1 protein-coding gene (running past one end of the window) is annotated in these 14,925 nt (G+C 49.5%); it reads right to left on the bottom strand.

Translation table 11 applies throughout. From position 1 onward, the window contains the following. Positions 1 to 2: 2 nt before the first annotated feature. A protein-coding gene (locus tag MHB54_RS23005) for an SDR family NAD(P)-dependent oxidoreductase (RefSeq protein ID WP_340982036.1) crosses the window boundary here: on the bottom strand, positions 3 to 14,925 show its 3' portion. Its footprint extends 4,766 nt past the window's final position; only the last 14,923 of its 19,689 coding nucleotides appear in the window; its start codon lies off the right edge, out of view; its stop codon occupies positions 3 to 5.

The raw sequence follows: 14,925 nt of genomic DNA, 5'->3' as shown, positions 1-14,925 counted from the left end.
GTCTACGAGTGTAATTGGTTGAATAACTGGTCGGCCTGTTCAAAATCTAACTCACCCTGCAGTACTTTCTGTAACAAGACTTGCATGGGCTGCTTAGGCTTCGGCTCTGTAGGAGCCTGATTTGTATCTCCCGCCGACTTGTTCAATTCCTTTGCCAAAAATTTGGAAAATTCTTTAATGTTAGGATAGTCGTACACTCTGGTTGCTGGAATAGCTGTTCCAAAGCGTTTATTCACAGCCTGCACCCACTCTACGCCTATAATGGAGTCCAGTCCCATATCAATAAATTGATCATCCCGGCCAATATCCATTTCATTCATACTCAAGGATTTCGCAAGACTTTCTACCAGTTCCTTCTCCAATGTTTCTATCCGTACAGCCGTTGGCGCATATGTCGACCGCTTTCCCTCATCCCTGGCAACAACGGGCGGCGGCGAAGAAGGCTTGGCCTCAGGTTGCGGCGGGGCAGGCTTGGATTCTGCCAGCACAGCTGACTTTTCTGGCTTATCTGCTACCATCTGGATGTTGGAAACGGAGCTTAGCAAAATGCCCTGCGGTTTTTCAGGTACTTTCGCCAAAGCCTGTCTCTGCACATTATCGTTGCTATGGTTAACTGCAGGAGGGCTGGAAACGAACTCTTGTACCGACACATCGACTACAGGAGTTTCCGCCTCGACGTCCCGGGATTCGCCCCCACGCGCGAAGATCCAATAGCTCTCCTTGGCAAATGGATAAGTTGGCAGACTAATCCGACGAGGGCTGGTATTCTCATAAAGTCTAGTCCAATCGAAGAGTAGCCCCTTCACCCAAAGCTCCGCCAGCTTTGTATACTTCCCCTTGCTTATCCAACTATCCACCATTTTTGCCATGTCTTCGTCTGCCTCAAGAACAGCTAGGATGTCTTTATTCTTCTTTGCCTGACCCAAATACAGCCCGTCAATATCCTCATTCCCCGCTAAAAAACTCTCCAGCTTTTCTGTAAGCTCACGGGTAGACTTAACTATGACTGCTAACCGTTCTTCCATGGCTTCCCGTCCCACCTGCAGAGTAAATGCTATATCCTCCAGGCTGGTTTGCGAGTATTCCGGCGCTTTGAGTTCAGCAAGCAGTCTTTGCACCTGTTCATCCAGTCGATCTTTATTCCTCGCCGACAGCACGATCATTGCCGGATTTTGCAGTGGAATGGTAACTTGTCTAGTCTCCTGCTCCTCAGGGATATATTCCTCAATGAGCACATGTGCGTTGGAGCCTCCGGCGCCAAATGAGGAAATACCTGCGATTCTTGGGTATTCAACTGTCTTCCCATTCATTGTGACGACGGGTCTTTTCCACTCTCCCAGCTCCTGCTGAACTATAAAAGGACTATCGCTAAAATCGATATTCGGGTTTAGTGTTTTTGAATGCAATGAAGGCACGATTTGTCCGTATTTGAGCTGAAGGAGCACCTTTGTAACTCCGGCGATCCCTGCCGCGCTCTCACAATGCCCAATATTTGATTTTGCCGATCCGATTGCGCAAAATTGCTTATCCTCCGTATATTCCTGGAAAACTTTTTGCAATCCGGCGATTTCAATGGGGTCACCTAAGGATGTCCCGGTGCCATGCGCTTCGATGTAACTAATGGTTCTGGGGTTAATTCCTGCTTTCTTAAAGGCCCTTCCAATTACACTGGCCTGCGCATTGGGATTAGGAACTGAGAATCCGTTTGTCTTCCCTCCATGATTCACCGAGGTCCCCTTTACGACCCCATATATATGGTCGCCATCTGCAATAGCTTTGGACAGTGGTTTGAGCAGTACGGCTCCTACGCCTTCTCCCGGCACATATCCATCTCCGCCTTGTCCAAAGCTTTCGCACCGTCCTTTACTCGATACAAACCTGCCTTGCCCAAGCATCAGGTATTTGTTCGGATGAATGGATACATTGACGCCGCCAGCAATGGCAAGCTCACACTCGCCTTGTTGCAAGCTTTGGCAGGCCAGATGAATGGTCGTCAATGAAGAAGAACACATGGTGTCCACAGCCATGCTCGGACCGTGGAAGTTACAGAAATAAGATACCCTATTTGCGATGGAAGCCGGATTGCCAGGAACGGCAATCATTCTGCCCCTAGCTTGTTCCTGTGCCCCATAAAGCTGGTATTCTTCATACATGACCCCGACAAAAACACCCACATTCCTATCCTGCCCAAGGCCCCGCTCTAGTCCAAGCGCTTCCCGGGTATAGCCTGCATCCTCTATCGTTTCATAGACGCATTTCAGGAATAGACGCTCCTGAGGATCGATTATCTGTGCTTCTCTAGGAGAGATATTGAAAAACATGGGGTCAAACTGATCCACACCTTTGATAAAGCCTCCCCACTTGCTGTAAGCTTTTCCGGACTGGTTCCTGTCCTCGTCAAAGTGCATGCTGTGATCCCAGCGATCTTTGGGAATTTCCGTAATGCAATCCTTCCCATCGCGCAGATTGTTCCAGAATTCCCGTATGTTTTCTGCATCGGGATACATGCCCGACAAACCGATAATGGCAATTTCCTCTGATTCGCCTGCTCTTTTCGGTTGCGGTTGGAAACTTGCCTGAACTGGCATGAAACGCGATTGCTTCCGACTATCAGAAAGTGACCTTCCCGGGTCGTTTTCCATCGTAGAAGGCTTGAATTCTTTCGCAGGGTTGACCTCTGTCTCGATTCCAAGCAATTTAATCAGCTGCTTCTGGTGGACTTTAAGGAAATATTGGGTCAATTCCCGGATATTCTGGTATTCAAAAAATAAAGTTTTGGGCAGTGTTCCAAACGTTTTCTCCAACTCACGGGTTAGCTGTTTAATCATAATGGAATCAATGCCATACTTCTCCATAGGGGCATTGGTTTCAATCTGCCTTGCCGGCAGCCTGATGGATGTAGCGAGTAATTGCTTTAAATAATTTGCCGCTTTTTCGGCAAGCAGGTCTTGTCCGATGACCGAACCCATCTCGCTTTCCCTTATCATAGAGGAGGCATCTCCAGCCTGATTCAGGGACGGTTGCTGCAGGAGCGTTTCTCTTAGCTGACTGGCATGCCCTTCCAACACCATGACTTGATTCTTTTCGGAAGCCAGGCTCTGATACAAAGCCCGAATTCCTGCACCAGTCTCCATTGCAAACATCCCCATCCCTTCCATGATCTTTTCTGTTTCCCCATCAATACGCATTCCGCCTTCTTTCCAGAGTGGCCAATTGACTGAAATCGTCCGCCCCTGGCGTTGTTCTCGCTCTACCAGCGTACTACGGTACTTGGCATAGGCGTCCATAAAGGCATTGGCAGCAGCATAGTCAGCCTGTCCTATATTCCCAAGGCTCCCTGCAACGGATGAAAAAAGGATGAAGAAGTCCAGCGGGATTTCCTTGCAAGCCTGATCCAGATTCACCAATCCCGTAACCTTTGGTGCCAAAACGTTTTGCAATTCCTCCCGTGTTTTTTTAATAATGAAATTATCGCTAACCATTCCTGCGCTGTGCACAATTCCGTCCAGCTTCCCAAACTTTTCCTGAATATCCCGAATCAAAACTTCAACGGCCCTTTTATCGGCGACATCGGCTTGTCGGAATACTACTCTTGCACCTAAAGCCTCTATCTCCTCAATCCTTGCTTTGGTGTCACCACGAAGCGGGGAGCGTCCGACAAGAATTAAAGCGGTATCCCTGGCCTGTCGTGTAATTTCTTCGGCAAAAATCAAACCGAGACTTCCGGTTCCGCCGGTAATTAAATATACTCCCCTGTCTTTCCACGGAATGCTGATCGCTTCCCCGGAGGCTTTAATTTCCGTCCATACGGCAACATGCCGTCTACCTGATTGATAGCGGATATGTGGTTCTATAGAACCGCGACTGTTTTCTTGCAGGATATTTATCATACCTGCTGGATCCTGCTCCACATCCATTTCTATCAGCTGGCCAACCAGTACTGGATTCTCCAGCCATGCTGTTTTTAAGAGTCCGGAAAGCCCCGAGAATACCTGTTGGTGATCCTGCACCGGAACGACAAGCTGAACCAATGTTTTGCCTTTGGATTCCGTTTTAAGAATATGTTGAATTGCCGCAAACACCTGTGTCGCATAAGTCCTAAACCGTGCATCAATGCTCTTCTCTTCGGATTGGAGAATGAGGCACTGCACCCCGTTCATTTGCGATTCAATAATTTCCCCGGAAATATATCCCGGTTCGCATAAAATTACCAGATGCTGTTGATAGTCAGGTGCTGTTCCTTCCAGAGCAATCGCTTGTTCTTCCCACACAGGCTCAAGCATCAAAGTCTCAGGTGCAGTCCATTCATCTGGGCCACCTGTTCCTCCTTCAGCAACTCGTGATAAAAATCCCTTCATCCTCACACAAACATTCCCCTGCTCGTCACACAAATCGATATCTAACTTTTGCAGCGGGCCATCTTGCCTGCTGTCTTCACTATTACGGATCCAGGCCCACATCTCTGATATGCATCTGTTAAATACCTCTAACTCTTCCAATGCAAATGGTAAAGCTGGCTTAATGGAAGCTTTGCGATCACCTGCACTCATAATCAAGCCTATCGTCGCCTGAAGAGCGGAGTCCATCAAACTGGGGTGCATCACATAATGTTCCATCGTATGGTAAACGGAAGAAGGCAAGGACAACTTGGCAAGCGCTTGACCCACTCCGATATATATTTTCTCAATTCCCTGATGTCCCGGCCCATAGGAAATCTGCATCGCCGCAAACGCCTCATAGCACTGACGGGATGAAACGGAGCCCAGACTGCACTGCTCCAGCAAGGTTTTAATATCTATAGCAGGGACCTCTGCCACCGGAACAATTACTGCCCTGCCTTCACTATGCACCACCAGCTCGGTGTCCGTTGCTCCAGACTTGCTGTAAATTTCATAGGCGATCTCCCCGCCATCTTGCGGATAGAGCCCAATACTGACATCAACCGACTCCTCCCCAACCACAACTGGACGGATCCAATCCACATCTTTTAACCGGATGGACGTCCACTTATCTTCTGGAGATCCTGCAACCTGCTCTACTGCCGCCCGCGCCATTTCAAGGTAGGCCACTCCAGGCAAGAGCTTCTGCCCCCTTATCACATGGTCAGACAGGAAAAATTCCTTCCCCGTAAAAATGGAGCTGAACTGCAGTCCATAAATATCGGACGTATTACGCTGAAGTAAGGGATGAATGCCGACTGCTGTCTCCCGTTCCAACACAACACCGCTTGCTCCCGTCCGTTTATTGATATCGGTTATACAATATCGTTCTTTGGCAAAGGGATAGGTTGGCAGACTGATACGGTTTGGTTTAGCCTCTCCGTACAACAGGGCCCAGTCAATTGCGACTCCTTTTACCCAAAGGTCTGCGATTTTTCCATAGCTGCCTTCGCTAACCAAAACATCAATCGTCGTGCCTGCACCCTCTCCGTCTTCACGAGCTCTAATTTCTTCTTTATGGCGTTTGGCGTGTCCCACGTGTAAGCCGTGGATACCATCCCGGCCTTCCACAAATCCTTTCAATTTCTCTTCAAGCTCCCGGAGAGAGCCTACAACGAAAGCCAAACGTTCTTCCATTGCTTCGCGCCCCACCTGAAGGGTATACGCTATATCTACCAGACTGCTGTCTGTGAACGGATGCTCCCCGATTGCAGCAAGTAATAGCTGCGCCTGCTCTAGCAGTTGTCCTTCACTCTTGGCTGACAGCACCACAATAGCCGATTTTGGGGTGGTAAGGGGAATAGAATTCTGCGCCTGCTTTCCAGGAATGTATTCTTCGATTATCAAATGGGCATTGGCACCCCCGAATCCAAAGGAGCTAACACCCGCTCTTCGAGGAATATTTTTCCCTTGAGTATCCCGCTGTGGCTTCCACTCCCGCGCCTCCTGAACGATATAGAACGGACTACCTTCAACTTTTATATAGGGATTAATTGCCTCGCAATGAAGGCTTTTGACCAGCTTTTTATGCTTTAACTGAAGCAGTACTTTTATGACACCCGCGATTCCAGAAGCCAGTTCCAGATGTCCGATATTGGTCTTCACCGAGCCCAATCCGCAATGGGATTCTGTGATCCCGGGTCCCTCTGTATTCTCATAAAGCTCTTTGAAAGCTGCTTTCAGTCCGTTAATTTCAATCGGATCGCCCAGCTCGGTGCCTGTCCCGTGGGCCTCAATGTAAGAGACAGTCCTTGGATCGATTCCGGCCTTTGTATATGCATTTACCAACACATCCGCCTGAGCCCTCGGATTAGGAGCTGTCAGGGAATTGGCCCGGCCTCCGTGATTGACGGCAGTACCCCGAATTACACCATAAATATGGTCTCCGTCCTTCTCTGCATCCTTCAGCTTTTTCAGGAAAAGCATGCCGGCCCCTTCACCACGCACGTAGCCATTGGCCTTATCGGAGAAGGTTTTGCACCGACCGTCCTCACACAGCATTCCTGCTTTGTTGAAGCTGATATGGAGTTCAGGCGTGATAATCACATTGACACCGCCTGCAATCGCCATCTCGCAGCTTCCATCCTCTATGGCTCTAACGGCTCGGTGAATGGCCACCAGCGAACTGGAGCAAGCCGTTTCGATAGGCTCACTCGGACCATGAATATTAAGGAAATAGCTCATTCGATTGGGCCCAACAGACGGTGCCATACCGCTGGAGGAATACGCCTCGACACCCACATTTCCCTGATAAATCATACCGCTGTAGCCGCTGTTCGCGGTACCTACAAAGATTCCTGTGCGGGTTCCCGACAGACTCCCTGCCTGAATGCCTGCATCTTCAATCGCCTTCCAGATATAGGTCATCAACAGACGCTGCTGCGGGTCCATGAGTGCGGCTTCCCGTGGTGAAATTCCAAAGAATAACGGGTCAAACTCATAGATCCCCTCAATAAACCCGCCCCACTTGATGTTTGTTTTATTGGCCTCCTGCTCAGGGTCACCGTAATACGTCTTCCAATCCCAGCGATCTTCAGGGATTTCAGTGATACAGTCCCTGCCTTCCTCAAGATTTTTCCAAAACTCATCCACATCCCGAGCCATGGGAAATACACCGCTCATTCCCACGATGGCAATAGGTTCAGGAACAGCCTGAGTCTGTTGCGGCATGGACAACACATTCCCGCCTGCAAACCGGAAACGCTGCCGTCTAACGTGGGTACTGTCTTCCCTATCATCCTCCACGGCCTGGACAGCAGGCTCAATCCGGGCATGCACGGCAAACTGCTCGCCAAGCACGGCATCATATTCGTCCACCAAATACCTGGTGAAGTCATGAATCGTTGTGTATTCAAAAAATATGTCCGGCGTCAGCTCAAGTCGGTATAAGTGATTGATGTTGTTGGTAAATTGTGTGAGCAGGATGGAATCGAAGCCATACTCACTTAGTTCTACGTGTTCATCAATATCTTCAAGTTTGACTTTCAGCAATTTTGACACGGCCTGTATCATAGCGGCCTGTACCTTGTCCAGCAGATCCGGTACGGCATTGCTTTTAGGGGAAGCTTCTGAAATTCCTGTCACCTTTTCAGGCTGCCTAATCTCTGGAGTCGTGATTAAACCCATGCTTTTCTTCATTTTTGCGAGATTGCCTTCCATCACCATAACCTGATCAACGCCCGCGATCATGCCACGATACAAGGCCTGAACGCCGGAAGAGGTTGACATGCCGCTCATGCCTGTACGCTGCCTTACCAGCTTCTCCGTTTCCTCATCAATACGCATCCCACCCTCTTTCCATAGCGGCCAATTGATGGATAGCGTTTGACCCTGGCGCTGCTTAGATGCTATCAGAGTGTTCCGATATCCGGCATAAGCATCCATAAACGCATTAGCTGCAGAATAGTCTGCCTGTCCCTGATTACCTAATCCTCCGGCTACAGACGAAAATAGAACAAAGAAGTCAAGCGGCAGATTCTTGCTTGCCTGATCCAGATTCACTGTCCCTATTACTTTGGGTGCGAGAACCTCCAGCATTTCCTCGCTATTTTTTTGGAGTATGCGGTTGTCGCGAATCACTCCTGCACTATGAATGATGCCATTGATGTTTCCGAATTCCTCCTGAATTTCCTGGATTAAATCGGTCACCGCCTGCTCCTGAGTCACATCGACCTGTCTGTATATGATTCGTGCCCCTAATGCCTCCATTTTCTTTATCTCAGCCCGTTTGCCCTCATCCAGCGTGGAACGCCCCGTTAAAATCAAGACAGCTTTATGGACTTTATCCGTAATCTCTCTGGCAAAAATGAGCCCCAATCCACCGGCACCGCCAGTAATCAGGTACACTCCCCCATCCTTCCAAGGGTTACCCGCCGCTTCCTGAGAGATGTGAACTTCGTTCCAGCAGGAAACCCACCGTGTCCCTTTCTCGTACCGAATCTGGATATCCTCGAGGCTACGGCTGTTTTCTTTTAAAATGTCTATGATTGCTCCCCAGTCCTCATCCTGTCCCAGTTCTATTAACTGACCTACCAGTTTTGAATGCTCAAGCCGGGCCGTTTTTAAAAGACCGGAAAGTCCCGAGAAAAGCTGCTGCTCCTCCTGTCCGCTTATGGCAATCTGGATCAGCACCTTACCATTGGGTTTTTCCCTGAAAATGCTTTGAATCTCTTCAACCACCTGGACGGCGTAACGCTGGAACTGTTCCGCGATTCCGTTTCGGTCGGGTTGCAGTACAATGCATTGCACGCCGTCCATCCGAGCTTCAACTTGTTCACGGGAAATCCCGGACGGCTGGCAGAGTAACACGACATGGCGATCATATGCAGGCATTTCGCCCTCTAGAGCAATCCCTTGCTCTTTCCATACGGGTTCAAGCATCAAGTTACTAGAATTAGACTGAACATCCGAGGAAATCGAGTCCCTATTCAGGATTCTTGATGAATATCCTTTTATCCTGACACAGATGGCTCCGGTTTCGTCGCTCAGGTCAATATCCAGCTTCTGTGCCTTTTCCTCAGCTAGACCGTCTGCATTATAGCGAATCAGCGCCCACATGATGGAGCTGCAATTTTTTATAATTTCAACTTCTTGAATGGCGTAAGGCAAAGAAGGTTTGATCTCGCCAGACCCCAGCGTCAAGCCTACGGTTGCCTGCAAGGCCGAATCTATCATACTTGGATGCAGGACAAATTTGCTTTGGTTGTCAGAAACGGAAGCCGGCAAGCATAACTTAGCCAGCACTTGACCCTCTCCCGCATACACCATCTCAATCCCTTGATGTCCAGGGCCATAATCCATTCCCATATCCCTGAAAACTCCATACAATTGTGTGGGGTCGAAGTTCCGACTGCATACATTCTGCAAGTCTTTAATATTCAGTGCTGGGACCTCCGCAGCCGATCTTCGTGTAGCACTGCCGTAGCTATATATCACAATCCCTGCATCAGCTTCTGCGCTCTCCCTATATATTTCATAGGAAATCTCTTCATGATCATCCAGGAAAAGTCCGATGTGTAGCTGTAGTGGCCCATCCTCTACGATAATAGGCCGTGCCCAAACCACGTTTTTAAGGCAAATCCCGGTTGGCCCGCCCTCATCAGATCCTGTTGCCTGATCCACGGCCGCCCGGACCATTTCAAGACAAGCAGCCCCGGATAGAACCTTGCGTCCATTCACCACATGATCCTTCAGGAAAAACTCCTGGCCTGTAAAAGTCGAACTGAACCGCTGCTCCGAGAAATCGGAGGTGTTTAGATGCAGTAAAGGATGGAGCGAAGCAGCAGTGACAGAAGTCATGCCTTTGCCTGCCTTGCTGTCAAGCTCAGGCGCCCAGCAGCGTTCTCTCGCAAAAGGATAGGTCGGTAGACTGATCCGGTAAGGTTTGATGTCCCCATACAGCTTGTTCCAGTCAATAGTTAGCCCCTTTACCCACAACTCCGCTATTTTTTTCAGTTTTCTCTTCTTGATCCAGGTTTCAAGCAACGATTTGGCATCTTCATCCGCCTCAAACATCACAATCCCGTCTTTGCTCTTTTTCACCTGCGCCGTTAGGACGCCAGAAACCAGATCATGATTCGCAAATCCTTCGAGCGCTTTTAGCAATGCCTCTTTTGAATCTGCCACAAAAGCCAGCCGGTAATCCATCGGCTCGCGGCTCACTTGCAGCGTATACCCCATATCCGAGAGGTTAAGATTTTCCCGGGATGCAATAAAGCTCCTCATTCTTTCGGCATACGTTTTTAGTTGCTTTTCACCTTTAGCAGACAAAACGAAGAGAACGGGATTATGGATATCGGCGGCTGCTGGTGATGTCGCAGATGTTCCAGTCCCGGGACGATATTCTTCAATAATAAGATGGGCGTTCGTACCGCTAAATCCGAAAGAGCTCACAGCGGCGCGCCTTTTGTTCCCGCGGGAAGGTTCCCAGGCGTTCAATTCTGTATTGACATAAAAAGGAGAATTATCAAAATCAAAATGCTCATTCGGGTTCTTGAAATTCAGTGTCGGTACTAGTTTTCTATGCTTCATGCATAGCAACACCTTTTGCACGCTTGCTATGCCCGCTGCTGCAGAAGTATGCCCGATATTGCTTTTTACCGAACCTATGGCACAGTAGTTCTTCTGATCGGTTTTCTCTTTAAAGGCGGTTGATAAAGCTTCCAATTCAATAGGGTCGCCCAGCTTGGTTCCTGTCCCATGCATTTCAACATAGCTAATGCTTTCAGGCTCAATCTGATATTTGTTGTATATTTCCCGCTCCAGCTCAATTTGGCTGTTTGTGCTTGGAGCGGTAATCCCGTTGGTTTTTCCATCTTGATTGATTCCGGACCCAATAATAACTCCGTATATATGATCCCGATCAGCCTCAGCATCCTTCAGCCGCTTCAGAACCAGCGCCCCTACTCCTTCCCCCGGAACAAAGCCGTTGGCGCTATTGTCAAACGTTTTACACCGGCCATCTGGCGACAACATTCCGGATGCAGACATGCCTACATACGATTCAGGAGTCAGATATAGCGACACCCCGCCAACCAACGCCATTTCTATCTCTCCGTTAGATAACGCCTGGCATGCCAGATGGCTTGCCACCAGCGATGAGGAGCATGCCGTATCTACGGATATGGCCGGACCCTTCAGATTGAGGAAATAAGAGATACGAGCCGCTGCAATAGCGTTACTGTTCCCAGTAGTATTGGTGAACTGCGCTTGATGCTTGTACCGCAGCATACTATATTCATTATTTAAAATTCCAAGGTAAACCCCGCATTTTTTATTTCCCAATTGTGAGCCACTATAGCCTGCATCCTCAATTGCCTTATATGCTTCCTGCATAAAAATGCGCTGCTGGGGATCCATCCCTTCCGCCTCGGTAGGAGAAATATTGAAAAATAACGGATCAAAATATTCCATATCCTCTAAAACACCCAGCCACTTGCAATTGATTTTCCCCTCTTGCGCTGGACGAGGATCGTAATATTGGCTTACATCCCAACGGTCCTTCGGGATTTCAATAATGGAATTTTTGCCTAGAGCGAGATTATCCCAATATTGCTGCACATCTTCCGCACCAGGATATCTTCCCGAAATCCCGACAATTGCAATTACTTCTTTATTTTCCGAAGGCATAGGCGATGAATCTTCTGCTACCTTTACCAGGTGGAATGGCTCGGAATCCTCCTTAGACGATAGCCTTGGGGAACATTGCAGCGTGTCAGGTCCCTTCGAATGGACTTTCGCAATAGGCTTATCCGTGTCCGGGACTGTGCTCAAGGACTGTTGATTGGAGCTTCCTCCACGCTTATTGATTTCTTGTGCCAAATATGCAGCGAATTGGCGAATGGTCGGATAGTCGTAGACCTTGGTCGCTGCTATAGATGTACCATATCGTTTATTAATGTTTCGAACCCACTCTACGCCTATAATGGAATCTAGTCCGGTATCTATAAAGTTTTTATCCGCCTCAATCTCGCTCCGTTCCATATACAAAGCCTCAGCCAGGCTCACCGTCAGTTCTTCCTGTAACAGCTCTGCAGAGGCGCTGCACTCAGCCATGCTGGCCTGCGCCTGCTTTTCAAACGAAATCGGCATCAAATTCACCTGAATGGAAGCCTCTGCCGATTTCTCCGGCTCTAATGCAACGGATGACGGTGAATACTCTGCTGGAGAATGATCCGAAATAGACTGGGCAGAGAATGGCGCAATTGATTTGCTCAACAATTCCTTCTCAACAAATTTGCTAAAATCCCGGATGGTTGGATAATCGTAGACTTTTGTCGCTGTTATGGCTGTATTGTAATGCTTATTAATGCTACGAACCCACTCTACGCCTATAATGGAATCCAATCCAAGATCAACAAAGTTTCTAACCGAATCGATATCGCTCCGATCTATATATAAAGCCTGCGCCAGGCTTGTTGTCAGCTCCTCCTGCAATATTTCCACCGATATTGCAGAAGGAATAGACGACAGCGCTTCCGTCTTCTTCTCATCCTCTAATGTGTGCGATGTCTCCTCCAGTGAAGTTAACATGATCGTTGTCCCCTCCTGGTTGGCAGACTTGCTTAGGTGCGGCTGATGGTCCAACAAATTCGGTAAGGATATGCCGCTTGGTTTTTCAGAACTATTCAAAAAACCGGGTTGTATTAGGGCTGTTGGCTGCATCGCATGAGTCTGGACGGGAATTGCCTTTTCCTGAGCTTCCGTAACAGCTCTTTCTACAGAAGAGACTCTTTCTACAGATGGACTCATAATATCCGTGATCCAGTACCGCTCCCTCGCAAAAGGATAGGCCGGCAGGCTAATTCGTCGCGGCTTGGCGTCCCCATAAAGCATGTTCCAATCCATTGCCAGTCCCTTGACCCAGAGATCAACAACCTTCGAATATTTCCTTTTCCCTATCCAGGCAGCAATCATTTTCTCCATGTCTTCATCTTCTACCAGCGCCGTCAGCGCCTCCTTATTCCGTTTGACCTGGCCCCGGTACAACTCAGGGATTCCGTCCCGTCCTTTCAGGAATCCTTCCAGCTTGTCCACCAGCTCCTGCATAGACCCTGCAATCACTGCCAGGCGCTCTTCCATGGCTTCGCGTCCCACCTGCAGCGTGTATGCCACATCGGCCAGACTGCTTTCGCTTAGCTTTCCTTCCCGCATAACAGCTAGCAATCTCTCAGCCTGCTTTTTCAGTCGTTCTTCATTTTTGGCCGACAATACGATGATCGCAGGCTTTTGAGCCGTAACGCTCATCGGCACCTTCTCTTCTGCAATGTACTCTTCGATGATGACATGTGCATTGGAGCCTCCTGCTCCAAACGATGAAATCCCGGCAATCCTCGGATATTCCCGCGTCTCTCCATCGATCTCAACCACCGGCCGCTTCCATTCCCCCAGCTCCTGCTGGACGACGAACGGCGTCTGACCGAAATGGATATTCGGATTCAATTCTTGGGCATGCAGGCTGGGAACCAGCGTCTGGTTTTTCATCTGCAAGATGATTTTCCCAACCCCGGCGATGCCCGCTGCCGCCTCCAGATGTCCGATGTTGGACTTCACAGAGCCTATGGCGCAGAATCCCGTATCCGGCGTATCCTTCCTGAATGCCTGGGTCAGACCCGTCACTTCAATCGGGTCTCCCAGCTCCGTGCCTGTCCCGTGGGCTTCAATATAGCTGACCGTCCGCGCATGGACCCCCGCTCGCTCCAATGCCGCCCGAATCAGTTCCCCTTGGGCTGTCGGATTCGGCACCGTATAGCCGTTGGTCTTGCCTCCATGGTTGATGCTCGTCCCCCGAATCACCGCATGGATGAGGTCCCCATCAGCGATCGCCTTGGACAGCGGCTTTAATAGGACGACCCCCGCGCCTTCTCCAGGGACAAATCCATTGCCTCCTTTGCCGAAGCTCTTGCACTGCCCGTCTGCTGACAGCATGTGGTTGGCGCAAAGTCCGACATAGCTGAGCGGATGGAGATACAGATTTACTCCGCCTGCAATAGCCATTTCGCATTCTCCACGGTACAGATGCTCACAGGCTTCATGAATCGCGGTCAACGAGGACGAACACATCGTATCGATCGGCATGCTTGGCCCTTGCAAATTAAAGAGATACGAAATCCTGTTGGCCACTGAACTAAAGGATGTGTGAGGGTATATTTGCGTTCCTTTTCTCCATAAATCAAGTCCGTATAGATCAAAACCCGTTTTGGTAATTCCGGCAAATACGCCTACCCGGCGGTTATGCCGCAACGCAAGCTGTTCCCGGGTGTAGCCCGCGTCCTCCAGCGCTTCCCAGCAGGCTTCAATGAACAACCTTTCCTGCGGGTCCATACCGAGTGCTTCCCGTGGCGCAATATTGAAAAAGCGCGGATCGAAATCCGCAAATCCTTCGATAAAGCCCCCCCACTTGCTGTAGCTTTTTCCATTCGCCACCGCTTCCTGTGAATCAGGATGGAAGAATCCTTCCATCGTCCAACGCTCACGCGGGATTTCGGTGACACAGTCCTTCCCTGCTTTTAGATTTTCCCAATATTCGTTCATGTCTCTGGACCAGGGATACTTTCCAGCCATCCCAATGATCGCTATCGGTTCACGCATTTCCGCAGGGGCAGACCCCGCCAAGCTTCGGACGGGCTTCGCTTCCGCCTTTGCCGCAGATGGCACGGCTTCTTCTTCGACATACAGCGGTGCCACAAGTGTTTCCTCCACAGGCTGTATGTCATGGCTCATCCCGGTCCACTGCATGCACTCCTGCGGGTATTCCGCTACAAAACATTCCGTCAAGGCGCGCAAGGTCTGGTACTCATAAAACAGCGTCTGGGACAGCTCTCCAAAGAAGCCCGCCAGCTTGGCATTGAGCTGGGTAATCATGATCGAGTCGATTCCATACCTCTCCAGCGGCTCATGGGCTTCGATGCTGCTGACGCTCAGCCGAGTCACCTCTCCCAATAGCACCTTGAGTCGATATAAGGTTTTATCGTAGAGCAAGTTCGAA

The organism is Paenibacillus sp. FSL M7-0802 (assembly GCF_038004945.1).
GTDB classification, from domain to species: Bacteria; Bacillota; Bacilli; order Paenibacillales; family Paenibacillaceae; genus Paenibacillus; species Paenibacillus polymyxa_B.
The sequence above is the reverse complement of the archived record's forward strand: the minus strand, read 5'-3'. Positions and strand labels throughout refer to the sequence as shown.